Consider the following 26874-nt stretch of genomic DNA (forward strand, 5'->3'; position numbering starts at 1 on the left):
GCCGCGCGCGCAAAGAAAAAAGCCGGGCACTGCCCGGCTTTTGCTTTGTGAAGTGGCGTGGTCTCAGTGCAGCATCTGGCCGCCCGGCGCCATCGGCGGGACCTTGAAGAAGGCAGTGCCTGCCGTGCCGCGGCCGACTTCTTCTTCGGTGGCTTCGCGCACCGAACGCACCGTGATGTCCAGGCGGATCGCGATGCCCGCCAGCGGGTGGTTGCCGTCGAGCACGAGGTGGTCGGGGTAGATCTCGGCCACGGTGTAGATCGCGTCCTTGGGGATGCCGTCGCTCACGCCCTTGGGCAGGGCGGAGCCGTCGAAGGTCATGCCTTCCTCGGTGCCTTCGGGGAACAGCGTGCGCGGCTCCAGGAAGAGCAGCTGGTCGTTGAAGTCGCCGAAGCCCTGCTCGGGTTCGATCTGCAGTTGGACGCGCGCACCGGGCTCATGGCCCTGCAGGGCGGCCTCGATCACGTCGAAGAGGTCGTCGCCGCCCACCATGAATTCCACCGGCTCGTCGAGCACGTCCAGCACATCGCCGAGCGTGTCTTTCATGGTCCAGGTCAGGCCGACCACGCATTGTTCAGAGATTTCCATTGCAGAATTCTCCCATGGAGATCAATCAACCGCTGCCCTTGCTTGGCGGCCTGAGTCCCGCGCAGTTCATGCGCCGGTACTGGCAAAAGAAACCCCTGCTGATCCGGCAGGCCGTTCCCTCGATGGTGCCACCGATCGACCGCCAAGCGCTGTTCGCGCTGGCGGAGCGCGAGGGGGTCGAGTCGCGCCTGATCCGGCATGGGAAGGCCGGCTGGTCGCTCAAGCACGGCCCGTTGCCCCGGCGCGCGCTGCCGCCGCTGAAGCAGCCGGGCTGGACGATGCTGGTGCAGGGCGTCGACCTGCACCACGACGGCGTGCACGACCTGCTGCGGCAGTTCCGCTTCCTGCCCGACGCGCGCCTGGACGACCTCATGATCAGCTACGCGAGCGACACCGGCGGCGTCGGCCCGCATTTCGACAGCTACGACGTGTTCCTGCTGCAGGCGCAGGGCCAGCGCCGCTGGTCCATCGGCAAGCAGTCCGACCTGCGGCTGCAGCCCGACGTGCCGCTCAAGGTGCTCGAGCACTTCGAGCCCGAGCAGATCTTCGTGCTCGAGCCCGGCGACATGCTGTACCTGCCGCCCAAATACGCCCACGACGGCGTGGCGGTGGGCGACGACTGCATGACGTATTCCATCGGGCTGCGGTCGTCCGCCGTGGGCGAGCTGGGCGCCGACCTGCTGGCGCGCGTGGCGCAGGCCTATGCCGAAGACCTGGAAGACGCGGGTCCGGCCGAGCTCGCGCGCTACCGCGACCCATCGCAACCTGCCGTCGAGGCCCCGGCCGCGATGCCGGCTGCGCTGCAGGACTTCGCACGCAAGGCCGTCGAGGCCGCGCTGCGCGACCCCGACGCCATCGACCGCGCGCTGGGCGAATCGCTCACCGAGCCGAAGGCCAACGTCTGGTTCGGCGAGGGCAACGAAGTGCCCGAGGTGCTGCGCGAAGTCGCGCTCGACCGCCGCACGCGCATGCTCTACGACGCGCGGCACGTCTACATCAACGGCGAGAGCTTCCGCGCCGGCGGGGCCGACGCCACGCTGATGCGGCGGCTGGCCGACCAGCGTGCGCTCGGTGCGCGCGAGCTGGCCCGCGCCAGCGAGGGCGCGCGGGCGCTGCTGGGCGAGTGGTGCGAGGCGGGCTGGCTGCATGCCGAATGAAGGTGCCGCACCGGTCCTGACCGAAGGCCGCTTCGACGGACGCGAGGCGTTCGCCGACCTCGTTCGCGGGGCCTTGTCCGCCGCTGCGCACCAGGGTTGGAACGAGATCGTCTTCAGCGACCCCGACTTCGCCGACTGGCCCCTGGGCGAGCGCGCGAGCATCGAGGCGCTGCAGGCGTGGTCGGCCAGCGGGCGTCGCCTGTTGCTGCTGGCAGGGCGCTTCGACCTGATCGAGCGTGGTCATGCGCGTTTCGTGACGTGGCGCCGCACCTGGGACCACATCGTCGAATGCCGCGCGGCAGGTCGCTCAGGCACGGCAGAGGAGGTGCCCAGCGCCTTCTGGACGCCCACCTGGTGCCTGCACCGCATCGACCCCGAACGCAGCCGCGGTGTCTGCAGCAGCGAGCCGCGTGCGCGGCGCGACCTGCGCGAAGGCCTCGACGAGCGCTGGCGCCAGGGGCGACCGGCCTTTCCCGCCTCCACGCTCGGCTTGTAAGCCAATGCCGCAAATACACCCCTGCGACATATCCGGGCGGGGTTGGCGGTCTAGAATTTTTTGGTTCCAGACCTTCATTGCCAAAGGAGTCCTCATGAAGAAGTCGTCGTCCGTCCTGATTGCCTCGCTGATCGCCGCTGCCGCCCTGGTGGCCTGCGGAAAGAAAGAGGACGTCGCCCCCGCGGTCGTGACCCCGCCGCCCGCTCCCGTGACCGAACCCGCACCCGCCGCACCGCCGGCCGCCGCACCTGCGTCGGCACCGTCGGCTGCCGCTTCTTCGGCCCTGGACGCCGCCAACGCCGCGACCGAGGCCGCCAAGAAGGGCGAGGCACCGAAGCAGTAATTCCGCTGCAGGTCCGCACCATGCAAAAAGCCGCCCTCGGGCGGCTTTTTCATTGGGGGAGGGCAATGCCTCGCCTGCTCAGACGTCGAGCCAGGGTGAGCCGTCGGCGGCGGTGGCCGTGAGCATCTCGGCTTCATCGCCGCCCAGCGCCTCGGCCATCAGGCGCCGCACGATCTCGGGCCGGTTGTTCTGCTCGCTCAGGTGCGCCGCGACCACGTGGCGCAGCCCGTCGTGAAGCACGGCACGCGCGATCTCGGCCGCCGCGGTGTTCGACAGGTGGCCGTAGTTGCCGCCCACGCGCTGCTTCAGGAACGACGGGTAGGCCGAGCCGGCCAGCAGGTCGCTGTCGTGGTTGAACTCCAGCAGCAGCGCATGCGCGCCGCGCAGCCGGGCCAGCACGTGGCTGGTGGCGTGGCCCAGGTCGGTCAGTACGCCCAGCGTGCGGTTGCCGTCGGTGCAGCGCAGCTGCAGCGGCTCGCGGGCGTCGTGGGGCACGGTGAAGGGTTGCAGGCAGAGGTCGCCGACCGTGAACTCGGCATCGTCGCGCGCCAGGTGCAGGCGGCCTTCGTAGTCGCGCCCGCCGGTCGCGAGCCAGGTGCCTTCGCTCATCCAGACCGGAATGCGGTCGCGCAGCGACAGGGCATGGGCGCAACCGATGTGGTCGCCATGCTCATGGGTGATGAAGACGGCGTCGAGGTCTGCGGCAGCCAGGCCCGCCTGGGCCAGGCGCCGGTCGAGCTGGCGGATGCCGAAGCCGCAGTCGACGAGGAGGCGGGTGGTGCGGCCGGCGCTGGTCGTTGCTTCGACCAGCGCGGCGTTGCCCGTGCTGCCGCTGCCGAGGCTTCGGAAGCGGAGCATGGGGCTTACTTCAGGTCGTCGGCGATGACCTTGACGATGCGCTGCGCGTTGGCCGAGGTTTCGGGCGCGCCGGCGTCGTTCAGGACCGAGACCGTGGTGGCTTCGCCCTGGCTCTTGACCGAGATGCGGAACTTGATCGGCGCTTCGTCCTTCTTGGAGCTGAACAGCTTGCCGAAGAAGCCATCGTCCTTCTTGTCGGGGTTCGGCGTCACGTAGCGCACGTAGTAGGTGCCGGCGCTGCGATCGCGGTCTTCGACGGTGAAGCCGGTGCGGTCCAGGGCCAGGCCGACGCGGCGCCATGCGCGGTCGAAGCCTTCGCTGATCTGCACGACCGGCTGGTTGCCGACGGTGGCCACGGTGGCGGTCTTGGGCGCTGCGGTGGTCGCGGCGAGGATCTTCGACTGCTCTTGCGACACGCCGAGCTTGACCATCAGGCGGCGCAGGAATTCGGTCTCGAGCTCAGGATCGCTCGGGCGGGGCTGCCACACGGTCTGGTCCTGGCGGGAATTGTTGTAGACCTCCTGCATGCCGCGGTGGCTGACGAAGATCTCGGTGCCGTTGGTGCTGCGCTCCAGGCGGGTGCGGAAGCGATCGAGTTCGCCGGTCGAGTAGACCGAGTCGACCAGCTTGCCCAGCGTGCCGCGGATGATGTCCTGCGGCAGCTTGGCGCGGTTCTCGGCCCAGTCGGTTTCCATGATGCCCAGGTTGCGCTGGTCGGTGGTCAGCAGGAAGCCGCTTTCCTGCCAGAAGTCCTTGACGGGCTCCCAGAGCTGGTCGGGCGTGCGGTTGATGACGATCCAACGCTGCGTGCCTGAGCGCTCCATGCGCACGTCGCCAATGTTGGCCACGGCGGTGGGGATGCCCGGTGCGTTCGCGATGCCGGCCTGGTAGGCGTTGGCGGTGACGGCGCCGCCCGGCACCGCGTAGCGGTTGTCACGCGAGAGCTGCGAAAGGTCAGGTGGGACTTCGAGCGTCGGGGCCTTGCCTGCACTCTTGTAGTCGATCTTGTCGCTCTCGAGGACGGAGCAGGCGGCGAGGCTGGCAACGAGGGCCAGCAGTGCAAGTCGCGAAATGTTCTTCAACGTCGTCTTCCTTGGTGGAATGGTTCGGTCAATCGATGGGCCCCAGCGCCCCGCCCTCTCTGAGCACCGTTGCGGCAAAAGGTTGCTTGACCTTGCTGCGAACAGGGGGAAAGGGCAGGCGGGAACCGGTGTGATCGGTGGGAAGCTCGGTCAGTCCTTGAGCAGGCCGGTGGCGCGCAGGGCGCCCTCGACCGCCGGGCGGCTCGCTTCGCCGAGTTCCGTGAGCGGCAGCCGCAGGGCGCCGCCGCACAGACCCAGGCGGGCCATGGCCCACTTGAGCGGGATCGGGTTGGGTTCGACGAACAGGTTGCGGTGCAGCGGCATCAGTTCGAACTGCAGCTGCATCGCGCGCTTGACGTCGCCGGCCAGCGCCGCCACGCACAGCTCGTGCATCTTGCGCGGCGCCACGTTGGCCGTGACGCTGATGTTGCCCTGGCCGCCGCACAGCATGAGCGCGACCGCGGTCGGGTCGTCGCCGGAGTAGACGGCAAAGTGCTTCGGCAGGTCGCGGATGAGCCACTGGGCACGTTCGATGTTGCCGGTGGCTTCCTTGATGCCGATGATGCCGGGCACCTGCGCCAGGCGCAGCACGGTGTCGTGCGCCATATCGGCGACGGTGCGGCCGGGCACGTTGTACAGCACGACGGGCAGGTCGCCGACAGCTTCGGCGATGGCCTTGAAGTGCTGGTACTGGCCCTCTTGCGTGGGCTTGTTGTAGTAGGGAACGACCTGCAGCTGCGAGTCGGCGCCGACGCCCTTGGCGAACTTGGCGAGCTCGATGGCTTCCTTGGTCGAGTTCGCGCCGCAGCCGGCCATCACGGGCACGCGGCCCCGGGCCTGCTCGACGGATACGCGGATGATTTCGCAGTGCTCTTCCACATCGACCGTCGGCGATTCGCCGGTGGTGCCGACCACGCCAAGGCAGTCGGTGCCTTCGTCAATGTGCCAGTCGATGAGCCGCCGCAGGGCGGGGTAGTCGACACTGCCGTCGTCGTGCATCGGCGTGACGAGCGCGACGATGCTGCCTGTCAGTTGCTCCAAGGGAATCTCTTTGTCGGTGGACGAAAGCGGCCATTCTACTGACTCCGGCCGGGCCGGAGACAGTTGTGTCGGCCAGCTCAGCTGGCCTTCAGGAAGTGGCGCGGCGGGGCGCCCGCGGCCGCTTCGCCGGGCCGCACGGCGGCGATGCGCTGGACGAAGCGCGCCGGCTCCGGCAGGAAGCCGTCTTCATAGGCGATCACCTGCAGGCTGGCGCAGGCCCCGAGCAGCTCGCCCGGCTGCAGCAGGAAATCGGGCCGCGAGGGTTTGCCGACGGTCTCGTTGCCGGCGGCGAAGGTCTCGTACAGCAGCACGCCGCCCGGCGCCACGGCGGCCACGACGTCGGCCATGCGCGGGCGCCAGAGGTAGTTGGTGACGACCACCGCGCCGAAGCGCTGGGCCGCGAAGGGCCAGGGGCCCGATTCGATGTCGGCCGCCACCACGCGACCGAAGGCGCCGGCCGCCTCGACGGCCTCGGGCGACCGGTCGACGCCGGTCGCCGCATGCCCGCGCCCGGCGAACCATTGCATGTGCCGCCCGGACCCGCAGGCCACGTCGAGCACCGTGGCGTTCGGGGCAAGCAGATGCGACCAGCGCACGATCCATTCAGAGGGCGCCGTGCTCGCATGCACGGGGATTGCTACATCTTTCATAGCTGCCTGGGCCCGACTTGCGGGCATTTCGGGGCGAAGTTGTTCAGAAACAGGACCACACCTGGTCGACCAGCGTGACCAGGAACGTCGGATGCACGTACAGCGCGAACACGCCGCCCAGCGCCGCCAGCACGGCGGCGAGCCAGGCGGCCTGGGCCAGGTAGTGGTTGCGTGTGCGGGGCGTCATGGCGATGGCTCCTTGCAAACAAGAGACGAAAAGCGCGGGCCGTCAGCCCGCCACGGCGGCCGGCCGCACTCCGCGCGCAATGGCGCTTTCCTTGACCGGCAGGTTGATCAGCGCCGCGAACACGCCCAGCGCGATCGAGATGTACCAGACGATGCTGTAGCTGCCCGTCGTGTCATACAGGAAGCCGCCCAGCCACACGCCCAGGAACGACCCCACCTGATGGCTCAGGAACACGAAGCCGCTGAGCATCGACAGGTGGGCCACGCCGAAGATGCCCGCCACGATGGCGTTGGTGGCCGGCACGGTCGACAGCCACAGGAAGCCCATCGCCGCCGAGAAGACGTACACGCTCAGCGGCGAGATCGGCACGAGCAGGAAGAGGGCGATCGACACCGCCCGTGCAAAGTAGATGGCCGCCAGGATCTTGGGCTTGGACAGCTTCTGCCCCAGCAGGCCGACGGTGTAGGTGCCGAACACGTTGAACAGGCCGATCAGCGCCAGCGCGTAGCCCGCCACTTCGGGCGACAGGTTCTTGTCGCGCAGGTAGGTCGGCATGTGGATGCCGATGAAAGCCAGCTGGAAGCCGCAGACGAAGTAGCCCGCCATCAGCAAGCCGAAGCTCGGGTAGCGGAAGGCCTCGCCCACGGCCTGCAGCACCGATTGGTCACGGTGGCCGCCCAGGGCCGCGGTCTTGGGTTCGCGCAGGCCGAAGGCCAGCGGCACGATCACCAGCACCAGCACCGCCACCACGGCCAGCGCCGTCTGCCAGCCGAAGGCCCCGATCAGGCGGCCTTCGATGGGCGCCATCAGGAACTGCCCGAATGAGCCGGCCGCCGCGGCCACGCCCATCGCCCACGAGCGGCGCTCGGCCGGGATCTGCCGGCCGATCACGCCGTAGATCACGGCGTAGGTCGAGCCCGCCTGCGCCGCGCCGATCAGCACGCCCGCACTCAACGTGAACAGCAGCGGCGTCGGCGAATGCGCCATGCCGAAGAGGCCTGCCGCGTACAGCAGCGAGCCGCCGATCAGCACGCGGAACGCGCCGAAGCGGTCGGCCAGCATGCCCGCGAACACGCCGAAGATGCCCCACGACAGGTTCTGCACCGCCAGCGCGAACGAGAAGGTCTGTCGGTTCCACTCCTGTGCCTGCGTGATGGGCTGCAGCCAGAGGCCGAAGCCGTGGCGGATGCCCATCGAGAGCGTGACGATCATGGCGCCACAGAACAGCACCTGCTTGATCGAAAGGGTGGGAGCGGGGGAGGCTTGCATCCTTCGAATGTAGCGAAATGGATGCTGTGGCAGGTGGCGCGGTGGCCATCGCCATTGATGATTTGTGGGCGCGGTTTCAATGCGCGCACGGCATCAAAGAAAGAAGGCAGGCGCGTGGCCTGCCTTTGGGGTCAGCGTGCCGGTGCCGCCGCCGCGCCACGCGCGTCCGGAAAGCCGTGCTCGCAGGCCCGCCACGCCAGCACCAGCCCGGGCACCAGCAACGCCAGCAGCGACCAGGGCAGGCTGCCCGCGCCGCCGCCCTGCAGCAGCAGGCCGCCTGCCAGCCCGCCGCCCGCGATGGCGAGGTTCCAGGTCGTCACGACCATCGACTGCGCCACGTCCGCCGCGTCGCCGGCGGCCTGGGCCGAGGCGGTCTGGAACAGCGTCGCCGCGCCGCCGAAGGCCAGGCCCCAGACCGCGACCGCGAGGTACACGCCCGCTGCCGATCCGCCCGCCGCGGCGAGCATCAGCGCCGCCAGCGCGAAGGCGGCCGTGCCGGCCAGCACCAGTGTGCGCAGCCAGCGGTCGATCAGCACGCCGGTGAGCCAGATGCCGCCCAGCGACGCGGCGCCGAACACCAGCAGCACCCGCCCGACCTGCGCGCCGAGCCCGGCGTGCGCCAGGAAGGGGGCGATGTAGGTGTAGAGGATGTTGTGCGCCAGCACGAAGGCGAACATCACGGCCAGCACCGGCCGCACGCCCGGCAGCAGGAACACGCGGCGCACGCTCTGCTGGCGTCCGGCCTCCTGGCCCGGGAAGTCGGGCACCTGCCAGCGCACCCAGCCGAGCAGCAGCACCGACAGCGCCGACATGATCAGGAAGGCCGGCCGCCAGCCGACGCTCGCGCCCAGCAGCGTGCCGGCCGGAATGCCCAGCGACAGCGCCAGCGGCGCGCCCAGCATCGCCACGGCGATGGCCCGACCCTGCTGCGACGGCGCCACCATGCGCGCCGCGTGCCCGGCCAGCAACGCCCACAGCAGGCCCGCGAACACGCCGGCGAAGAAGCGCGCGACCAGCGTCAGCGTGTAGTCGTGCGACAGCGCCGTCACCGTATTGACCACCGCGAAGCCGCCGATCGCGCCCATCAGCAGCGGCCGGCGCCGCCAGCCGCGCGTGAAGGCCACCAGCGGAATGGCCGCCACCAGCGAACCCAGCGCATACACGGTGACGAGCTGGCCGACCAGCGCGGGCGCAACGCCCAGGTCGGCGCCGATCTGCGGCAGCAGGCCGGCCGGCATCGCCTCGGTGAGGATGGTGATGAAGCCGCCGGCTGCCAGCGCCAGCAGGCCGGACTGGGGCAGCGGTGAAGAAGAGGTCGTGTCACGCATAGACGGCGTCCCTCAGTTCGGTGACGAAGCGGCCTGACATGCCTTCATAGAGCGTGTTCGTGAAGGCCACCACGCTGAGCCCGCGCGCCCGGTCGACGAACCAGGCGTGGCCGTAGGCGCCGCCCCAGCGCCAGGTGCCGGGCGATTCGGGCGTCTGCGTGGGCTGCGGGTCGTGCAGCACCGAAAAGCCCAGGCCGAAGCCCCAGCCCGGCGCGTCCGCCGGCCCCCAGGCGCCCGTGTGGTTGAGGCCCATGGCGTCGACGGTGGCGGTGCCCAGCAGCGGGGCGCCGCCGGTGCGCAGCGTGTCGAGCAGGCGCAGGAAGTCGCCCGCGCTGCCGACCATGCCGGCACCGGCCGAGGGCCAGGCGCTGGCGTCGAAGGCGCGCGCCGGGTCGAAGCGGATGCCGACGGCGCCCTCGAACGGCGTGGCGACGACGGGGCCGTCCATGCGCTGCGGCGGCGTGACGCCGGGGCCGTTCACATAAGGCGTGGCCAGCCGCGGGTCGCCGGGGACGGCGGCGAAGCCCGTGTCGTGCATCTGCAGCGGCACGGTCACCAGCGTGCGCACCGCCTCGGGCAGCGGCAGGCCGCTGGCCGCCTCGACCACCGCGCCGAGCACGTCGATGGCCAGCGAGTAGAGCCATCCGGTGCCGGGCGGGTACAGCAGCGGCACGCCGGCCAGGCGTTGCAGGTTGCCGGCCAGCGTGAGGCCGTCGTCGCGGTCCATGCCGTCCGACACGCCGGCGCGTGCGTACGGGCCGTCGTCCGTGCTTTCGAGGAAGCGGTAGCCCAGCCCGGCCGTGTGGGTCAGCAGCTGCCGCAGCGTGATGACAGCTTCGCCGCCGCCATTGGGAAGGCGCGGGCGGAAATCCGGCAGCCAGCGCGTCACCGGGTCGTCCAGGTCGAGCCGGCCCTGGTCCACGAGCACCATCGCGGCGGTCGAGACGATGGGCTTGGACACCGAGGCCAGCCCGAACAGCGCGTCCTCGCGCATCGGCCGGCCGGCCTCGCGGTCGGCCAGGCCGGCAGCGCGCCGGTGGACGAGGCGGCCACCGCGGCTCACCAGCACCACGGCGCCAACCAGCCGCTGCTCGGCCAGCGCACGGTCGATGGTCGCGTCGATGCGCGACGGGTCCGGGCCCTGCCACGCAGGGGTGAAAGTGGGGGAAATGTCGGGGAGAAAGGTCATGCGGCCCACGATAGGAAGAAGCCGACTTCGGATAAAGACGGCTACAGTTCCGCTCAATGCGGACGTTGAAGTCCGCAATGGAGATTCCCCATGGACAGCCTCAGCGGCTTTGCCGTCTTCGTTCAGGTCGCCGAGACCCGCAGCTTCGTGGCCGCCGGGCGCGCGCTCGGCGTGTCGGCCTCGGCCGTGGGCAAGCGCGTGGCGCGGCTCGAGGAGCGGCTGGGTGTGCGCCTGTTCCACCGCAGCACGCGCAGCATCACGCTCACCGCCGAGGGCGCGCTGTTCCTGGCGCGCAGCCGCCGCGTGCTGGCCGAAATCGAGGCCGCCGAGCAGGAGCTGTCGCACGCCGCCGAGGCGCCGCGCGGGCGGCTGCGCGTGAGCCTGCCGCTGGTCAGCTCGCTGGTGCTGCCGGTGCTGGCCGACTTCATGGCCGCCTACCCGGCGATCGAGCTCGACCTCGACTTCAGCGATCGCCTCGTGGACGTCATCGAGGAGGGCTTCGACGCCGTGGTGCGCACCGGCGAGCCGGCGGATTCACGGTTGTCGTCGCGCCAGCTGGGCGAGTTCTCGCAGCTGCTGGTGGCCTCGCCCGCGTACCTGGCGCGCCACGGTACGCCCGCCTCGCCGGACGACCTGGCCCGCCACGCCTGCCTGCACTACCGCTACCCGGCGACCGGCAAGGTCGAGGTCTGGCCGCTCGCGCCCGGGCCCGACGGCAGCGAGGTGCGCCCGCCGGTCTCGATGATCTGCAACAACATCGAGACCCGGCTGTGCTTTGCCCTGCGCGGACGCGGCATCGCCTGCCTGCCCGACTTCAGCGTGCGCGCCGCGCTGGCCGAGGGGGCGCTGCAGCCCGTACTGGCCGACCACCTGCTGCGGCCCCGTACCATCGCGTTCCGCGTGCTGTGGCCTTCGGGGCGCCATCCGTCGCCCAAGCTGCGGGCGTTCATCGATTTCCTGGGCGCGCGGATGTTCGGTCCGCCCGCAGAAACTCCCGCCTGATGTGCGAAAAGACCGAAGCCGGTGCCTGTATGGGTATCCAGTCATTTCAACCCAACTGACTACAATCCGCCCCCATGGCGACTTCCCCCAAGACATCTTCAGACTCCGCTTCCGGCTATTCGGAAGGCTCCATCCGCGTGCTCAAGGGCCTCGAGCCCGTGAAGCAGCGCCCGGGCATGTACACCCGGACCGACAACCCCCTGCACATCATCCAGGAAGTGCTCGACAACGCCGCCGACGAAGCGCTGGCGGGCTACGGCAAGAAGATCAAGGTCACGCTGCACACCGACGGCTCGGTCAGCGTCGAGGACGACGGCCGCGGCATTCCCTTCGGCCTGCACCCCGAAGAAAAGGCCCCCGTGATCGAGCTGGTCTACACCCGGCTGCACGCCGGCGGCAAGTTCGACAAGGGCTCGGGCGGCGCCTACAGCTTCTCGGGCGGCCTGCACGGCGTGGGCGTGTCGGTGACCAACGCGCTGTCCAAGCGCCTCGAAGTCAGCTCGCACCGTGAAGGCTCGGTCGCCAAGCTGGCCTTCAGCGCCGGCGACGTGATCGAGGCGCTCGAAATCCGCAAGCTCGAAGCCGGCGAACGCAAGCAGGGCACCACCGTGCGCGCCTGGCCCGACGCCAAGTACTTCGAGACCGCCGCGCTGCCCATGGGCGAACTCACCCACCTGCTGCGCAGCAAGGCCGTGCTGATGCCCGGCGTGAGCGTCACGCTGGCCGTCGAGAAGACCGGCGAAAGCCAGCAGTGGCTCTACAAGGGCGGCCTGAGCGACTACCTCATGCAGACGCTCAACGGCGACCCGGTCATTCCGCTGTTCGAAGGCAGCGGCCATGCCGACAAGAACGCCGACAACTTCGCCGAAGGCGAGGGCGCCGACTGGTGCGTGGCCTTCACCGAAGACGGCCAGCCGGTGCGCGAGAGCTACGTCAACCTGATTCCCACCAGCGCCGGCGGCACGCACGAAAGCGGCCTGCGCGACGGCCTGTTCAACGCGGTGAAGAGCTTCATCGAGCTGCACTCGCTGCTGCCCAAGGGCGTGAAGCTCCTGCCCGAAGACGTGTTCGCGCGCGCCTCGTACGTGCTCAGCGCCAAGGTGCTCGACCCGCAGTTCCAGGGCCAGATCAAGGAGCGCCTGAACTCGCGCGACGCCGTGCGCCTGGTGTCCAGCTTCGTGCGCCCCACGCTCGAGCTGTGGCTCAACCAGCACGTCGACTACGGCAAAAAACTGGCCGAGCTGGCCATCAAGGCCGCCCAGACGCGCCAGCGCGCCGGCCAGAAGGTCGAGAAGCGCAAGGGCTCCGGCGTGGCCGTGTTGCCCGGCAAGCTGACCGACTGCGAGAGCAAGGACATCAGCCACAACGAAGTTTTCCTGGTCGAGGGCGACTCCGCCGGCGGCAGCGCCAAGATGGGCCGCGACAAGGAAAGCCAGGCCATCCTGCCGCTGCGCGGCAAGGTGCTCAACACCTGGGAGGTCGAGCGCGACCGCCTCTTCGCCAACACCGAAATCCACGACATCTCGGTGGCCGTGGGTGTCGATCCGCACGGCCCCACCGATTCGCCCGACATGAGCGGCCTGCGCTACGGCAAGATCTGCATCCTGTCGGATGCCGACGTGGACGGCTCGCACATCCAGGTGCTGCTGCTCACGCTGTTCTTCCGGCACTTTCCCAAGCTCATCGAAGCCGGCCACGTGTATGTCGCAAAGCCGCCACTGTTCCGGGTCGATGCGCCCGCGCGCGGCAAGAAACCGGCCTCCAAGGTCTATGCACTGGACGAGGGCGAACTCACCGCCACGCTCGACAAACTGCGCAAGGATGGCGTGCGCGAAGGCGCCTGGAGCATCAGCCGCTTCAAGGGCCTGGGCGAAATGAGCGCGGAACAATTGTGGGAAACCACGCTCAATCCGGACACCCGTCGCCTGATGAAGGTCCAATTGGGGCGGTTCGATTTTTCGTCCACCCAGGGCGAGATCACCAAGCTGATGGGCAAGGGCGAAGCGGCGGCGCGGCGCGAGCTCATGGAATTGCGCGCAGACGACGTCGATATCGACGTCTGACAGTTTCCTTTTTCTTTCCTTCTTCTCACACGCCATGTCGGTTTTCAAGCGTTCGCTGTGGTTGGCCCTTCTGCTGTGCATGCAGCAGGGGCTCGCGCACGCGACCGACATCTACGGCTACATCGACAGTAACGGCGTGGCGCACTTCGCGGCCGAGAAGGTCGACGAGCGCTACAAGCTCTTCTTCCAGGGCGGCCAGAGCTTCGACACCGCCAAGGGCCTGTCGCCGATGGGCCGCGGCAGCATCCACCGCCGGCTCGACGGCAGGGTGTCGCCGGCGTCGCAGAACCTGCTCGCCATGTTCGAGGCCTCGCCCGGCTACAAGACCGCCAAGGCGGCGCTGCGCGATGCGTCGAGCAAGCACGCCATCGATTACGAGCTGCTGCAGGCGCTGGTCGCCACCGAGTCGGGCTTCGATGCAAAAGCCGTCTCGCCCAAGGGCGCGATGGGGCTCATGCAGCTCATGCCGGCCACCGCGCAGCGCTACGGCGTGGCGACGGACAAGCGCGGCACGATCGAGAAGAAGCTGTTCGACCCGCACATCAACATCGCCGCCGGCTCGCGCTACCTGCGCGACCTGATCGCGATGTTCCCGGGCCAGATCGAGCTCGCGCTGGCCGCCTACAACGCGGGCGAGGGCGCGGTGCAGCGCGCGGGCAACAAGATCCCGAACTACAAGGAAACGCAGAACTACGTGCAGACCGTGCTGCAGCTGTATGCGTACCTCAAGCCCTCGGCCGTGACCGTGGGCGGCAACCTGCGCAGCGGCAGTGGCAGCAGTGGTGGCAGGACGCCGGGGCGCATCCGCATGGAAATGTCGGTGCCCAAGGGCGGTGCGATCGGGCGCGGCAACATGCCGTCCGAGTCGCCGCGCAACGTGCCGACCATGCCCGATATTCCCGAGCCGTCCGACGTGCCGACCAGCGCGGCGGAGCCGGGTGACGCCTCGCCGCCGTCGCCGCTGTCGTGATCCCGCAGGCCGCCATGCACCCCACTTTCATTTTGGGCTGAGCGCGAACGCACGCCGCCCGTCACTGTTTTTCTTTCTCTCTTCTTCATGGACGACTCTCAACCTCCGCTCGACCTTGCAGGCCCCACCGACGGCGACACCACCCTCACGCTGGCCGACTACGCGCAGACCGCCTACCTCGAATACGCCCTGAGCGTGGTCAAGGGCCGCGCGCTGCCCGATGTGTCCGACGGCCAGAAGCCGGTGCAGCGGCGCATCCTGTACTCGATGTCGCGCATGGGCCTGGGCTTCGGCGGCACCAACGGCACTGTGGGCGCCAAACCCGTGAAGAGCGCGCGCGTCGTCGGCGACGTGCTCGGCCGCTTCCACCCGCACAGCGACCAGGCCGCGTACGACGCGCTGGTGCGCATGGCGCAAGACTTCTCGCAGCGCTATCCGCTGGTCGACGGCCAGGGCAACTTCGGCAGCCGCGACGGCGACGGCGCCGCGGCCATGCGCTACACCGAGGCGCGCCTGGCGCGCATCACCAGCCTCTTGCTCGACGAGATCGACGAAGGCACGGTCGACTTCATTCCCAACTACGACGGCAGCACCGAAGAGCCGCGCCTCTTGCCCGCGCGGCTGCCGTTCACGCTGCTCAATGGCGCCAGCGGCATCGCCGTGGGCCTGGCCACCGAGATCCCGAGCCACAACCTGCGCGAGATCGCCGACGCCTGCGTGGCGCTGATCAAGTCCAACGGCAAGCTCAGCGAAGAAGAACTCTTCGCCCTCGTGCCCGGCCCCGACTACCCGGGCGGCGCGCAGATCATCAGCAGCGCGAGCGACATCGCCGACGCCTATCGCACCGGCCGCGGCTCGCTCAAGGTGCGCGCGCGCTGGAAGATCGAAGACCTCGCGCGCGGCCAGTGGCAGCTCGTGGTCAACGAACTGCCGCCGGGCGTGAGCACGCAGAAGGTGCTGGAAGAAATCGAGGAAATCACCAACCCGAAGGTCAAGGCCGGCAAGAAGGCGCTGTCCGCCGACCAGACCCAGCTCAAGGCCGCGATGCTGTCGGTGCTCGACGTGGTGCGCGACGAGTCGAGCAAGGACGCCGCCGTGCGCCTGGTGTTCGAGCCCAAGACCTCGCGCATCAGCCAGGACGAGTTCGTGACCACGCTGCTGGCGCAGACCTCGCTCGAGACCTCGTCGTCGATCAACCTCACGATGGTCGGCATCGACGGCAAGCCCACGCAGAAGTCGCTGCGCCAGATGCTCAACGAGTGGATCGCGTTCCGCGAGATCACCGTCGAGCGGCGCTCGCGCCATCGCCTGGACAAGGTGCAGGACCGCATCCACATCCTCGAAGGCCGGCAGCTGGTGCTGCTGAACATCGACGAGGTGATCGCCATCATCCGCGCGGCGGAAGACCCGAAGGCGGCGCTCATCGCGCGCTTCAACCTCAGCGAACGGCAGGCAGAGGACATCCTTGAAATCCGGCTGCGCCAACTCGCGCGGCTCGAGGCCATCAAGATCGAGCAGGAGCTGGCCGGTCTGCGCGACGAGCAGAAGAAGCTCGAAGACATCCTCTCCAGCCCGGCCACGCTGCGCCGCCTGCTGGTGAAGGAAATCGAGGCCGACGCCAAGACCTTCGAAGACCCGCGCCGCACGCTCATCCAGGCCGAGAAGCGCGCCGTGGCCGAGGTGAAGGTGGTCGACGAGCCCGTCACCGTGATCGTGTCGCAGAAGGGCTGGGTGCGCGCGCAGAAGGGCTGGGCCAGCGAGAAGGCGGCCGGCAACGGCGGCACCGCGCCCGAGTACAGCTTCAAGTCGGGCGACACGCTCTACGGCGCCTTCGAGTGCCGCAGCGTCGACACGCTGCTGGTCTTCGGCAGTGCCAAGGACAAGAGCGTGCGCGTCTACACCGTGCCCGTGGCCTCGCTGCCCGGCGCGCGCGGCGACGGCCAGCCCGTCACCACGCTCATCGAGCTTGATGCCGGCACGCACGTCACGCATTTCTTCGCGGGCCCGGTGGGCGCCTGCCTGCTGCTGGCCAACACGGGCGGCTACGGCTTCATGGCCACCATCGAGAACATGATGTCGCGCCAGCGCGGCGGCAAGGCCTTCATCGACGTGGGCGAGGGCGAGCAGCTGTGCCGGCCGTCGCTGGTGGGCGGCGCGAGCGGCGCCGAGCCGATGCCGGCTGCGACGCACGTGGCCTGCGCCTCGAGCGGCAAGCGCATCCTGACCTTCGACATCGCCGAGCTCAAGAGCCTGCCCAAGGGCGGCCGCGGCCTGATGCTGATCGACCTGGAGGCCAAGGAATCGCTGGCCGGTGCGGTGGCCTACACGCGCAGCGTGCGGATCGAAGGCGTCGCCCGCGGCGGCAAGGAGCGCGAAGAAACGCTCGAGATCCGCTCGCTCAACAACGCGATGGGGGCCCGCGCGCGCAAGGGCAAGGTGGCAGACCTCGGATTCACGCCGGCGAGCGTGGTGCGGGTGCTCTGATGCTGGGCGGCATCGACATCAGCATCCTCGGCGTGGTCCTCGCCGTGGTCACGGGCTTCGGCAGCTACATCCTGGGGCGCCGCATGCGCGAGAAGCGCCAGGGCAAGCGGCGCGCGAAAGACCGCGCTGCGGCGCAGGCCAACGAGACGCGCCAGGTGCGGCGCGCGCGCGAGCGGCGCGAGCAGGAAGGCAAGTAGGCAGGCAGGCCGAGGGCTGGCTCACCAGCCCCCGTAGCCGTCGACGTTCTCGCGCGTCACGAGCTTGGACGGCAACAGCAGCACGCGCTGCTGAGGGGGCTGGCCCTTCAGGAGCTTCAGCCCGATCTGGGCCGCTCGCTGGCCCATCAACGTGGGCGACTGCGTCGCGCTGCCGACGATCAAGGTGGTCGGGTCCTGCAGCCGCTGCGCCACCTCCGGCGAACCGTCCATCGCCGTGATGACGATGTCGCGCCGGCCCGCGACCTGGGCCGCCAGTTCCGCGCCGATGCCGCACAGGTCGTTGATCGCGAACACGCCCGACAGCTTCGGATGGCGCGCGAGCAGCCGCGTCATCTGTTCGACGCCGCCGTCCTTGGTGGCGCCGCCATTGAGCGCCATCGACACGACGCGCACGCCGGGTGCGGCGTTCAATGCCTCGCGGCAGCCGTTGACGCGGCCCACCGCGGCCGTGTTCGGCGGGCCGTCGATGATCGCCACTTCGCCTTTGCCGCCGAGCGTGCGCACCAGGTGTTCGCAAGAGAGCTTGCCGGCCGCGCGGCTGTCGGTCACCACGGCCGCGTCCGCACCTTGCACGAGCGCATCGACCGCCACCACCTTGATGCCGGCGGCGCGCGCCTCCGCGACGCGGGCGTGCAGGGTGGTCGAATCGACCGGCGTCACGATCACCAGCTGCACGCGCTGGCGGATCATTTCCTTGAGCTGTTCGTCCTGCCGCTGCGGATCGAACCCGCTCGACACGACCGTGATGTGCGCCGCGTTGCGACTGTCTGTGGCCAGCGTGCTTTCCACTGCGCGCGCGATGTAGGCAAAGAAGGGGTTGCGCAGGTCGCTCACGAGCACGCCGACGCGCGGGCCCTTGCCATGGTTGGCATGTGTCGCGAGCGCGCTGCCCACGGGGCCCACGGCGAGGAGGAGGGCCAGCAGCCAGGTGCGCCAGGGACGTTTCATGGGCATGGGTGCGAGGGCCTCGTTGCGAGAGGGGGCCGGTGAAGGGGTGGGGATGATGACATGTTCCGCACCGCCTCGCATCCGCGATCTGCGGCGGCAAGCGTGGGGGAATGGACGAACCTGCCGACCCCGGTCGGTGCCGATGTTGTCGCGGGTCGGCAGCGTGGGCTGCGGCAGTGTCAGACATGGAGGAAGAAGGGGTTGTCCGGGTTGCTGACGATCAGGCCGATGTGCGGCGCATCGAGGGTGCGACGGCCCCTGCGCCCGCGATCGATGCCAGCACGCGCCCCGTGGCGAAACCCCTGGCGATGCGCGCCAGGCGGCGCCTCGGGGCGCGCGTCGAGATGGCGGGGATGCCGCCTCCTTTCTTGCCGGTTCTTCTTGTGATCACCTTGCTCCCTGTGGCTGCTGCCTTGCAGATGACGGTGTCGTCCGCGATCGGCGTCCGGTGAGGGATTCGTCGCGGCGACACGGCGATTGAACCGGCTGCTGGTTAACTGTCTGTAAACCTTCCAAAAGTGGCGAGCAACATTTGAAATACACACCGCCGTGTGGACGGCGCGCTCCTTACTTCAGCCCGGCCCACCAACGCACGTTGGTGCGCGCCTGGCCCACCGTGAGCACCTCGCCGATCACCGGCGTGGCCAGGTCGATCTTCTTCGCCTGCGCCAGGTCGGCGATGCGGTCCAGCGGGTCGTGCCAGGTGTGGAAGGCCAGGTCGAAGGTGCTGTTGTGGACCGAATAGAGCACCTTGCCGCGCAGGTCTTCGAAGGCCTGCACGCTCTGCTCGGGCGTCATGTGCACGCCGGGCCAGTAGGCGTCGTAGGCGCCGTTTTCCATCAGCGCCAGGTCGAAGCCGCCGAAGCGTTCGCCGATCTGCTTGAAGCCGGGGAAGTAGCCCGAGTCGCCGCTGTAGAAGATGCGCTGGTCGCCGCTTTGCACCACCCACGAGGCCCACAGCGTGCGGTCGCGGTCGGTCAGCGTGACCGCGCGGCCCGAGAAATGCTGCGCGGGCGTGGCCGTGAGCTTCACGCCCGCGTGCTCGCCGCCTTGCCACCAGTCGAGCTCGGTCACGCGCTCGGCGGGCACGCCCATCTCGATGAGCCGGGCGCGCACGCCCAGCGGCACGAAGTAGCGCTGCACGCGCGTGGCCAGGTACTCGATGGTGGCGACGTCGAGGTGGTCGTAGTGGTCGTGCGAGAGGATCACGGCCTCGATCGGCGGCAGCTGCTCCAGCTGGATCGGCGGCTTGTGAAAACGCTTCGGCCCGACCCAGGTGAAGGGCGAGACGCGTTCGCTGAACACGGGGTCGATGAGCCAGTACTTGCCCTTGAGCTTCAGCAGGTGCGACGAGTGGCCCAGGCGCACCACATGGTTGGCGTCGGCCGCGAGCGCGTCGAGCGCCTGGGGCGTCAGGGCGCGCACCGGAATGGGGTCGACCGGCACGGTGTCGACCTTGCTGCCGACGATGAAGCGCGACCAGATGCGCCAGGTGCTGGCGGCGGGCTGCAGCTCGGGGTTGGGCATGTTCTGGAACACGCCGCCCTTGAACTGCGGCGAGTTCTCGTAGCGCGTTTCCCCGCCGCCGGCGCTGCTGCAGCCGGCCACGAACGCGCAGCCCGCCGTGGCGAGCACCGCGCTGCGGTGCAGCAGCCGGGGTAAATAAGCGCCTTGCGAATCCGATTCGTCAGCCATGGGAAAGCCCTCTGCGTGTGTGTTGGTCTTGAGGCGCGAGACTAGCGGGAGTTGGCTTTTCAATGGTTTCAGCGACAGAAACATTCGGCGAGCGGGGGCAATCCGCGGGCCGGCGGCATACTGCGGCGATCCACGGCTTCAGCCCTTCATTGCCATGAAAACTGCCATCCTCGTCATCGACATGCAGCGCGGCCTTTGCGACGATCCGCCCCGGCCGTACGAGGCCGAAGCGGTCATCGGGCGCATCAACGCGCTCACGGCACGGGCCCGCGCGGCTGGCGTGCCGGTGGCCTTCGTCCAGCACGAGAACGCCATCGACCTGGAGTTCGATTCCGAGCGCTGGCAGCTGGCCGATGCCTTGCAGGTGACGCCGGCCGACGCGCGCCTGCGCAAGACCACGCCCGACGCGTTCCTGCGCACGCCGCTCGAAGCCTGGCTGTCGGGGCAGGGCGTGCGGCGCGTGGTGGTCTGCGGCTATTCGTCGGAGTTCTGCGTGGACACCACCGTGCGCCGCGCCGCCGCGCTGGGCTACGAGGTGGTGCTGGCGGCCGACGCCCACACCTCGCACGACAAGCCGCACGCCAAGGGCGCCTTCATCCGCGCGCACCACAACGCGACGCTGTCGGACATCACGAGCTTCGGCGTGCCGATCCGCGCGGTCGACAGCGCGGACATCGCTTTCGGCGATTGATCTGGCGCTAGGGCATGCGCCCGGTGGCCAGTGCGTGGGCCCAGTCCGCACGCCCATTGGCAGCAGCCAGTGCCGCCATGGCCACGTGGTCGTAGGGCACGGTGACCAGCGTGCAGGTCCACTGCCCGTGGTCGTGCCGTTCGACCAGCGCGTAGCGCGCATCGGGTGAGCCGGTCTCCACGTGGTGCGGGTGCGGATGCGCGTCGCCATAGGCCTGCAGGCCGACGCTGCCCGGGTTGACGATCAAGATGCCGTTGGATGCGTGCATCACGCGCGGCAGGTGCGTGTGGCCGCAGGCGACCAGCTCCGTGCCGGCTTCCACAGTGCCGAGACGCGCATCGATCTCTGCCGCAGTGGCCATGCGCAGTTGCGTGGGTTCGACGGTCTCGAGGAAGTAGGTGAGGTCGCTCTCCGGCGTACCGTGGCACAGCAGCACCTCGGGGCTCAAGCGCAGGCGTGGCGTGAGCGAGGCGATCCATGCGAACTCTGCTGCGCCGAGTCGGGCGTGTGCGAAGGCGTCGGACTCGCCGCGCTGGCCGGAGGTCGGCAACGTGAGCAGTTGCCGTTCGTGGTTGCCGGCGAGCTGGACCCAGTCCTGCGCCATCAGGAACTGCGCAGTCTCCAGCGGCATCAGTGGGCCTGAGAGGCTGTCGCCGAGGTTGACGGTGGCATCCACGTTGCGGCGTGCGATGTCCTCGACGACGGCTTTCAGTGCGGGAAGGTTTCCGTGGATGTCGGAGACAAGGGCGATGCGCATGCGTGGCTTCTTTGTGAGGGCGGTGATCTTAGTTCGGGGTGCGTGCACAGGCCACCGGGTACTTCCCTCCGCGAATGTCCCCCGGCCTGCGGCCTCCTCCTTGATTTCGCTGCGGGAAGCACCCAGTGTCCTGCGCACGGGACACGCTGTGGGTGCTCGCCGATCAACGACCGCACTGAACACGCTCACGTCGATGCGGTGCCTTGCGCAGCGAAATCAAGGAGGAGGGGCGAAGCCCCGGGGGACATTCGCGGAGCAAGGTACCGCGTCGGCGGGAGCGTCGCCCTGATCAGTCCGCTCCCGCCCGCCACACCCGCGCCAGCGCCGCCAGCTTGCCCCTGAAACTCAGCCGGTCGTTCGACAGCGCATCGATGAAGTCCGACAGCCGCTGCGACTTCACCATCGTGTAGATCGTGAGCCAGGTGGTGAACACGAACACCACGCCGAACCAGATCGCCTTGCGCCACAGCGGCGCGTCGGCTTCGGCCAGCAGGTTCATGCCGAGGAAGCCGGTGGTGACGGTGCCGATGAGGCCGAACAGCGTGACCACCGTGAGCCGCACCACGGTGCTGGCCTGCCGGCGCAGGCTGTCGGCATCGAGGTAGGTGTTCATGTCGGCGATGCGCGCCTTGACCTCGTCGTACAGCGGGTCGAGCCCGAGGTGCGCGGCGCACATGTGCGAGAGCGCGCGCACCTGCGCCTGCTCCGAAATCTCGTGGAACCAATAGCGGTGCGTGAAGCGAAGAAAGCGCTCGAAGCTCGCGCGGATGGCGCGCTTGAACTGCTTCACGCTCGGCGTGCTGCGGATGTCGAGCTTCTTCAGCGCCTCGACCAGCTGGTCCGAGAACATCAGCAGCGAGGCCTTCTGGAAATGCGCGATGAGGAACAGCAGGAAGTGCTGGTGCCTGAACTGCGCGAGCACGCCGCGGTCGCGGCAGCAGAAGAACTCGGAGCGCGCGTCGCCCACCACGACGAGGGCGTGGCCGTTGCACAGGTAGCGCGTGTTGGGCGCCGCGCCCGTGTTCACCCAGAAGCGGTCGTAGCAGTACTTGTGCTCGAAGTCGGCCAGGTGGTGCTCGGCATAGGGCAGGTGGGCGTCGGCCCCGCCCGCGCCGGTGACGAGCGCGAGCCGCACGAAGTCGTCGCGCGTGAGGCGGCGCGGGTCGTCCAGCGACAGGTAGGCCATCACCGGCATGCGGTAGTACTCGATCTGGCGGTAGCGCAGCACGCCGGGGTCGTCCGAGTGGTCGCTCACCAGCGGCTGCATCAGGTAGGCCCAGTGCGCCGCGATGCGCGGCGCGCGGTGCTGGGCCACGTGCGACAGGAAGGCGTCGCGCTGCTGTGCGTCGGAGGCGGCGAGCACGCGGCCGTCGGCGTCCAGCCATTCGACGCTGGCCATGCAGTGCAGGGCGGCGCCGTCGGGCTCCCAGCCCGAAGGGTAGGCGCGGCCGAAGCGGTAGAGGATGTCCTGCGCCTGCGCCAGGCTCAGGTGGTCGGTGCCGACCTCGAGGTTGAGCAGCACCACGTCGATGTCGAAGAAGAAGTACAGGTCGCAGTGAATCACGTCGAGGGTGATGGGCGCCTCGCCGGGGTGGGCCACCAGCCGCACGGACGCGATGTCGCGGCGGCGGAACACCCGCATCGGCGAATCGCCGTCGCTGCCTGTGCCGTCGGTGCTGCCGCGCGATCGGCCTTCGCCGTACAGGAAGCGCTGCACATAGGGCAGGAAGCTCACGAACTCGTTGTAGTGGCGCTCGTGGAAGCGGCCGCTGTCGCCGGTGTATTCGTCGACCTCCTCGCGCCAGGGCGAGGCCTCGCCCAGGTCGCGCAGCACGTGCCAGGGGCCGTGGTGCGTGGGCGCCGCGCCGGGCGCCGGCACCAGGCGAAGGGGCCAGAGCAGCGCCTGCCGGAAATGCTGCACGACGGGGCCGGTGGCCGGGGTGCCTGCCGGGGAAGAAGTGGGGTCCGCGTGGGGGTTCGGCATCGCGCCAGTGTAGGCAGGCGGGTAGGGCAAAACGCCCACCTAGGGGAATCCCTAGCTAGGCCTGAAACCGGTTTCATTTAAGCTGCAAGCATTCCTTTCAGGGTCTGCGCACGGCCTGGCCGTGCACGCTCCGCCATGAACTACCAGTTCCAATTCGACGCCGTCTTTGCCGCCTGGCCGCTGCTGCTCAAGGGCACGTGGATCACGGTGCAGCTCTCGCTCACCGCCACCTTGCTGGGGCTGGTGGTGGCCATCTTCTGTGCCTGGGGCAAGACCTCGGGGCCGGGCTGGCTGCGCTTCATCGTCAATGCCTACATCGAGGTGATCCGCAACACGCCGTTCCTCGTGCAGCTGTTTTTCTTCTTCTTCGCGCTGCCGGCCATCGGCCTGCGCTGGTCGCCGCAGACGGCCGCGCTGGTGGCGATGGTGGTGAACCTGGGCGCCTATGCCACGGAAATCATCCGCGCGGGCATCGAGTCGATTCCCAAGGGCCAGATCGAGGCGGGCCGCGCGCTCAACCTCAAGCCCTGGGAGATCTTCCGCTTCGTGATCATCAAGCCCGCGCTGAAGGCGATCTACCCGGCGCTCACGAGCCAGTTCATCTTGCTGATGCTGAGTTCGGCCGTGGTCTCGGTCATCTCGGCCGACGACCTGACCTCGGTGGCCGCCAACCTGCAGTCGCAGACCTTCCGCAGCTTCGAGATCTACATTGTCGTGGCCGCCATCTACCTCGCGCTGGCACTGGCTTTCTCGGCCATGTTCAAGCTGATCTACAAGCGCACGCTCAACTACCCGGACCGCCGGTAACTGACTGACCACGACGGACGGAGCACACACCATGCGCACCTTCGGTTTTCCCGAATTCCTTTTCATCCTCGAAGCGGCCCAGTGGACGCTGGCGCTGTCGGCCATCGCCTTCGTGGGCGGCGCCATCCTGGGGCTGCTCATCGCGCTGATGCGCACGTCGGAATCGACGTGGGCGCGCGCCGTGTCGACCACCTTCATCCAGATCTTCCAGGGCACGCCGCTGCTGCTGCAGCTGTTCCTGGTGTTCTTCGGCGCGCCGGTGCTCGGGCTGGACATCAACCCGTGGGTCGCCGCGGGCGTGGCGCTCATCCTGAACAGCGCGGCCTTCCTGGGCGAGATCTGGCGCGGCTGCATCCAGGCCATTCCGCGCGGCCAGTGGGAGGCGGCGCAGGCGCTGAACCTGCACTACGTGGCGCGCATGCGCGACGTGGTGCTGCCGCAGGCCTTCAAGATCGCGCTGGCGCCCACGGTGGGCTACCTGGTGCAGATCATCAAGGGCACCTCGCTCGCGGCCATCATCGGTTTCGTCGAGGTCACGCGCGCCGGGCAGATCGTCAACAACGCCACCTTCCAGCCGCTCATCGTGTTCTCGGTGGTGGCCGCCATCTACTTCGCGATCTGCTGGCCGCTGTCGCTGCTGGCGGCGCGCATGGAGCGCAAGCGCGCCCAGGCGCTCGCACGTTGACCCTTTCGCTTTTTCTTTCTCGTCGCTTCCTTTCTTTATTCAGGAGACACATCCAATGACCGTTACCACCACCCGCCGCGCTGCCATCGCAGCCCTGGGCCTCGGCGCCGCGCTGACCGTGTTCGCTCCCTTCGCTTCGGCGCAAAGCATGGCCGACATCAAGAAGAAGGGCGAGATCACCATCGGCATGCTGGTCGACTTCCCGCCCTACGGCACCACCGACGCCAAGAACCAGCCCGACGGCTACGACGCCGACGTGGCCAAGCTGCTGGCGAAAGACTGGGGCGTCAAGGCCAACATCGTGCCGGTGACCGGCCCGAACCGCATTCCGTTCCTGTTGACCAACAAGGTCGACCTGCTGGTGGCTTCGCTGGCCGTGACGCCCGAGCGCGCCAAGCAGGTGCAGTTCTCGCAGCCCTACGCGGCCGCGACCATCGTGCTGTACGGCGCGACCAAGACCTCCATCAAGGCGGCAGGCGACCTGAAGGGCCTGCGCGTGGGCGTGGCCCGCGCGTCGACGCAAGACGTGGCCGTGACCAAGGCTGCACCCGAAGGCACCGAGATCCGCCGCTTCGACGACGACGCCTCGGCCATGCAGGCGCTGATCTCGGGCCAGGTCGATGCCATCGGCTGCTCGGTCACCGTCGCGGCGCAGATCGCCAAGCGCGTGCCGGCCAACACCTTCGAAAACAAGTTCACGCTGGTGCAGCAATCGATGGGCATCGCGATGCGTCCGGGCCAGGAAGAGCTGACCAAGGCCGTGAACGAATTCGTGCAGAAGAACACCGCCAACGGCGAGCTGAACAAGCTCTATCAAAAGTGGCTGCAAGCCGACCTGCCGAAGATGCAATAAGCGAAAGCGCTTGAAGGGAATCCTGGCATGACGACGGAATCGATCATCCGCATGGAAGCGGTCAACAAGTGGTACGGTGAATTCCAGGTGTTGACCGGCATCGACCTGTCGGTGCGCCAGGGCGAGCGCATCGTGATCTGCGGGCCCTCGGGCTCGGGCAAGTCCACGCTCATCCGCTGCATCAACCGGCTCGAGACGGTGCAAAAGGGCCGCATCGTGGTCGACGGCATCGACCTCACCGCGGGCGGCAAGAACGTGGACGCAGTGCGTGCCGAAGTCGGCATGGTGTTCCAGCAGTTCAACCTGTTCCCGCACCTCACCATCCTGGAGAACTGCACGCTGGCGCCGATGCGCTCGCGCGGCATGACCAAGGCGCAGGCGGAAGAGGTGGCCATGAAGTACCTCACGCGCGTGCGCATTCCCGAGCAGGCGAAGAAGTACCCGAGCCAGCTCTCGGGCGGCCAGCAGCAGCGCGTGGCCATTGCGCGCGCGCTGTGCATGTCGCCCAAGATCATGCTGTTCGACGAGCCCACCTCCGCGCTCGACCCCGAGATGGTCAAGGAAGTGCTCGACACCATGATCGGCCTGGCCGAAGACGGCATGACCATGCTGTGCGTGACGCACGAAATGGGCTTTGCCCGCAGCGTGGCCGACCGCGTGATCTTCATGGCCGACGGCAAGATCGTCGAGCAGGCGCCGCCGCAGGAGTTCTTCGGCAACCCCAAGGACGAGCGCACGCGCCAGTTCCTCGGGCAAATTCTCAGCTCGCACCAAGCCCACTGATGGCCTTCGAAGTCCTGATTTCTCTGTCGTCCTTCGGTGCGGCCGAGGTGGGGCGGCACGGCCAGCTCTGGTGCTCGCAACTCTCGCGCGCGGCCGGTGCCGATGCGGTGGAAGTGCGCGGCGAGATGCTGCGCGACGCCGATGCGGAACTGCCCGCGCTGAACGGTCTTGCTTCCGTGTACTCCAGCCCCGAAGGCCTGTGGGCCGAAGGCGGCTGGCTCGACAGCGCCGCGCTGCAGCGCGGCATCGCCGCCGCCACGCGCGTGGGCGCGAAGCGGCTCAAGATGTCCATCGGCGACTTCCAGCCCGCGTCGCACGGCTCGCTCTGGGGCCTGAAGGTCGCGCTGGCCGAGACCCGCGTCGAGCTGCTCATCGAAAACGACCAGACGGTGCGCGCCGGCACGCTGGCCGCGCTGCAGACCTTCTTCGACGTGGCCGACCGCGCCGGCGTGCCGCTCGGAATGACCTTCGACATGGGCAACTGGCACTGGCTCGGCGAGTGTCCGCTGCAGGCCGCGCAGGCGCTGGGTCACCGCGTGCGCTACGTGCATTGCAAGGGCGCGCAGCGCCTGCCGCACAAGTGGGTGGCGGTGCCGCTGGGCGACTCGGTCGCGCCGTGGCGCGCGGTGCTGCGCGCACTGCCGGCCGACGTGCCCCACGCCATCGAATACCCTCTGGTGGGTGACGACCTGCTGGCCGTCACTCGCACGCAGATTGACTTCATCCGCGCCGCACGGGCGTAGGGA

At 68.7% G+C, this 26874-nt stretch carries 28 protein-coding genes; 15 read left to right on the forward strand and 13 right to left on the reverse strand.

Going from position 1 to position 26874, the window contains the following annotated elements; translation table 11 throughout:
• Positions 1-63: 63 nt before the first annotated feature.
• Complete coding sequence (locus tag AC1RGU_RS05830; protein ID WP_369647612.1) at positions 64-588, reverse strand: FKBP-type peptidyl-prolyl cis-trans isomerase; 525 nt, start codon at positions 586-588, stop codon at positions 64-66.
• A 14-nt stretch (positions 589-602) separates the two neighbouring features.
• Between AC1RGU_RS05830 and AC1RGU_RS05835 the strand changes: the two genes are divergently transcribed.
• The 3 genes from AC1RGU_RS05835 to AC1RGU_RS05845 all read left to right on the forward strand — a co-directional run bounded on the left by AC1RGU_RS05835 (position 603) and on the right by AC1RGU_RS05845 (position 2584).
• Positions 603-1745, forward strand: coding sequence for a JmjC domain-containing protein (locus AC1RGU_RS05835; RefSeq protein ID WP_492695325.1), 1143 nt, complete (start codon positions 603-605; stop codon positions 1743-1745).
• The gene (locus AC1RGU_RS05840; protein WP_492695327.1) at positions 1735-2241 is read left to right on the forward strand and encodes a hypothetical protein; all 507 of its coding nucleotides are present in this window, start codon (positions 1735-1737) and stop codon (positions 2239-2241) included. Before AC1RGU_RS05835 ends, AC1RGU_RS05840 begins: the two co-directional genes overlap by 11 nt.
• A gap of 94 nt (positions 2242-2335) precedes the next feature.
• Positions 2336-2584 (forward strand): hypothetical protein, encoded by a 249-nt coding sequence (locus AC1RGU_RS05845; protein WP_492695329.1) that lies wholly within the window; start codon positions 2336-2338, stop codon positions 2582-2584.
• A gap of 78 nt (positions 2585-2662) precedes the next feature.
• Here the strand turns inward: AC1RGU_RS05845 and AC1RGU_RS05850 are convergent, their stop codons facing one another.
• From AC1RGU_RS05850 to AC1RGU_RS05885, 8 genes are all read right to left on the reverse strand, one after another.
• A complete protein-coding gene (locus AC1RGU_RS05850) occupies positions 2663-3442 on the reverse strand; it encodes an MBL fold metallo-hydrolase (RefSeq protein WP_492695331.1) in 780 nt (259 codons plus the stop codon).
• Positions 3443-3447: 5 nt separating this feature from the next.
• Positions 3448-4524 (reverse strand): NlpB/DapX family lipoprotein, encoded by a 1077-nt coding sequence (gene bamC, locus AC1RGU_RS05855; protein ID WP_492695333.1) that lies wholly within the window; start codon positions 4522-4524, stop codon positions 3448-3450.
• 150 nt (positions 4525-4674) lie between these two features.
• A complete protein-coding gene (gene dapA, locus AC1RGU_RS05860) occupies positions 4675-5571 on the reverse strand; it encodes a 4-hydroxy-tetrahydrodipicolinate synthase (RefSeq protein WP_370680965.1) in 897 nt (298 codons plus the stop codon).
• 71 nt (positions 5572-5642) lie between these two features.
• Positions 5643-6215, reverse strand: a complete 573-nt coding sequence (locus AC1RGU_RS05865) for a class I SAM-dependent methyltransferase (RefSeq protein WP_492695336.1) — start codon at positions 6213-6215, stop codon at positions 5643-5645.
• 43 nt (positions 6216-6258) lie between these two features.
• Complete coding sequence (locus AC1RGU_RS05870; protein ID WP_167395003.1) at positions 6259-6402, reverse strand: hypothetical protein; 144 nt, start codon at positions 6400-6402, stop codon at positions 6259-6261.
• 42 nt (positions 6403-6444) lie between these two features.
• Complete coding sequence (locus tag AC1RGU_RS05875) at positions 6445-7671, reverse strand: MFS transporter (RefSeq protein WP_492695338.1); 1227 nt, start codon at positions 7669-7671, stop codon at positions 6445-6447.
• A 131-nt stretch (positions 7672-7802) separates the two neighbouring features.
• A complete protein-coding gene (locus tag AC1RGU_RS05880; RefSeq protein ID WP_492695340.1) occupies positions 7803-8999 on the reverse strand; it encodes an MFS transporter in 1197 nt (398 codons plus the stop codon).
• Positions 8992-10188, reverse strand: coding sequence for a serine hydrolase domain-containing protein (locus tag AC1RGU_RS05885; protein WP_492695342.1), 1197 nt, complete (start codon positions 10186-10188; stop codon positions 8992-8994). The genes AC1RGU_RS05880 and AC1RGU_RS05885 overlap by 8 nt, the downstream gene beginning before the upstream one ends.
• A gap of 90 nt (positions 10189-10278) precedes the next feature.
• On the opposite strand from AC1RGU_RS05885, the gene AC1RGU_RS05890 reads away from it, so the two are divergent.
• From AC1RGU_RS05890 to AC1RGU_RS05910, 5 genes are all read left to right on the forward strand, one after another.
• On the forward strand, positions 10279-11190 hold the full coding sequence (locus AC1RGU_RS05890; RefSeq protein WP_159272439.1) for a LysR family transcriptional regulator: 912 nt from the start codon (positions 10279-10281) through the stop codon (positions 11188-11190).
• Positions 11191-11264: 74 nt separating this feature from the next.
• The gene (locus AC1RGU_RS05895; protein WP_070059512.1) at positions 11265-13253 is read left to right on the forward strand and encodes a DNA topoisomerase IV subunit B; all 1989 of its coding nucleotides are present in this window, start codon (positions 11265-11267) and stop codon (positions 13251-13253) included.
• Between the two features lie 34 nt (positions 13254-13287).
• Positions 13288-14223: a lytic transglycosylase domain-containing protein gene (locus tag AC1RGU_RS05900; protein WP_492695346.1), complete on the forward strand. Its 936-nt coding sequence runs from the start codon at positions 13288-13290 to the stop codon at positions 14221-14223.
• 87 nt (positions 14224-14310) lie between these two features.
• The gene (gene parC / locus AC1RGU_RS05905) at positions 14311-16707 is read left to right on the forward strand and encodes a DNA topoisomerase IV subunit A (RefSeq protein WP_095744758.1); all 2397 of its coding nucleotides are present in this window, start codon (positions 14311-14313) and stop codon (positions 16705-16707) included.
• Positions 16707-16904: a hypothetical protein gene (locus tag AC1RGU_RS05910; RefSeq protein WP_223301260.1), complete on the forward strand. Its 198-nt coding sequence runs from the start codon at positions 16707-16709 to the stop codon at positions 16902-16904. The genes parC and AC1RGU_RS05910 overlap by 1 nt, the downstream gene beginning before the upstream one ends.
• 21 nt (positions 16905-16925) lie before the next feature.
• Here AC1RGU_RS05910 and AC1RGU_RS05915 read toward each other — a convergent pair whose 3' ends face one another.
• The gene (locus tag AC1RGU_RS05915) at positions 16926-17879 is read right to left on the reverse strand and encodes an ABC transporter substrate-binding protein (RefSeq protein WP_492695350.1); all 954 of its coding nucleotides are present in this window, start codon (positions 17877-17879) and stop codon (positions 16926-16928) included.
• A gap of 179 nt (positions 17880-18058) precedes the next feature.
• Between AC1RGU_RS05915 and AC1RGU_RS05920 the strand changes: the two genes are divergently transcribed.
• Positions 18059-18325: a hypothetical protein gene (locus tag AC1RGU_RS05920; RefSeq protein ID WP_492695352.1), complete on the forward strand. Its 267-nt coding sequence runs from the start codon at positions 18059-18061 to the stop codon at positions 18323-18325.
• 115 nt (positions 18326-18440) lie between these two features.
• On the opposite strand, the gene AC1RGU_RS05925 is transcribed toward AC1RGU_RS05920, so the two are convergent.
• Positions 18441-19568: an MBL fold metallo-hydrolase gene (locus tag AC1RGU_RS05925; protein WP_492695354.1), complete on the reverse strand. Its 1128-nt coding sequence runs from the start codon at positions 19566-19568 to the stop codon at positions 18441-18443.
• A 154-nt stretch (positions 19569-19722) separates the two neighbouring features.
• Between AC1RGU_RS05925 and AC1RGU_RS05930 the strand changes: the two genes are divergently transcribed.
• Positions 19723-20259: a cysteine hydrolase family protein gene (locus tag AC1RGU_RS05930; RefSeq protein WP_492695356.1), complete on the forward strand. Its 537-nt coding sequence runs from the start codon at positions 19723-19725 to the stop codon at positions 20257-20259.
• 7 nt (positions 20260-20266) lie between these two features.
• On the opposite strand, the gene AC1RGU_RS05935 is transcribed toward AC1RGU_RS05930, so the two are convergent.
• Both AC1RGU_RS05935 and AC1RGU_RS05940 read right to left on the reverse strand, forming a co-directional pair.
• Positions 20267-21016 carry a metallophosphoesterase family protein gene (locus AC1RGU_RS05935; RefSeq protein WP_492695358.1) on the reverse strand — a complete coding sequence of 250 codons (750 nt, stop codon included), beginning with the start codon at positions 21014-21016 and terminating at the stop codon, positions 20267-20269.
• 289 nt (positions 21017-21305) lie between these two features.
• Positions 21306-23000 carry a hypothetical protein gene (locus tag AC1RGU_RS05940; RefSeq protein WP_492695360.1) on the reverse strand — a complete coding sequence of 565 codons (1695 nt, stop codon included), beginning with the start codon at positions 22998-23000 and terminating at the stop codon, positions 21306-21308.
• A gap of 135 nt (positions 23001-23135) precedes the next feature.
• Here AC1RGU_RS05940 and AC1RGU_RS05945 point away from each other — a divergent pair, with 135 nt between their 5' ends.
• From AC1RGU_RS05945 to AC1RGU_RS05965, 5 genes are read left to right on the forward strand one after another with little or no spacing between them, the layout of a single operon-like run.
• On the forward strand, positions 23136-23807 hold the full coding sequence (locus AC1RGU_RS05945) for an amino acid ABC transporter permease (protein ID WP_062474717.1): 672 nt from the start codon (positions 23136-23138) through the stop codon (positions 23805-23807).
• Between the two features lie 31 nt (positions 23808-23838).
• A complete protein-coding gene (locus AC1RGU_RS05950; RefSeq protein ID WP_492695363.1) occupies positions 23839-24492 on the forward strand; it encodes an amino acid ABC transporter permease in 654 nt (217 codons plus the stop codon).
• Positions 24493-24547: 55 nt separating this feature from the next.
• The gene (locus tag AC1RGU_RS05955; RefSeq protein WP_095744763.1) at positions 24548-25345 is read left to right on the forward strand and encodes a transporter substrate-binding domain-containing protein; all 798 of its coding nucleotides are present in this window, start codon (positions 24548-24550) and stop codon (positions 25343-25345) included.
• Between the two features lie 27 nt (positions 25346-25372).
• Positions 25373-26128: an amino acid ABC transporter ATP-binding protein gene (locus AC1RGU_RS05960; protein WP_056583293.1), complete on the forward strand. Its 756-nt coding sequence runs from the start codon at positions 25373-25375 to the stop codon at positions 26126-26128.
• A complete protein-coding gene (locus tag AC1RGU_RS05965; protein ID WP_492695366.1) occupies positions 26128-26871 on the forward strand; it encodes a sugar phosphate isomerase/epimerase family protein in 744 nt (247 codons plus the stop codon). The genes AC1RGU_RS05960 and AC1RGU_RS05965 overlap by 1 nt, the downstream gene beginning before the upstream one ends.
• The last annotated feature ends 3 nt before the right edge of the window (positions 26872-26874 follow it).

This window comes from Variovorax sp. GW823-FHT02B07 (genome assembly GCF_058797695.1).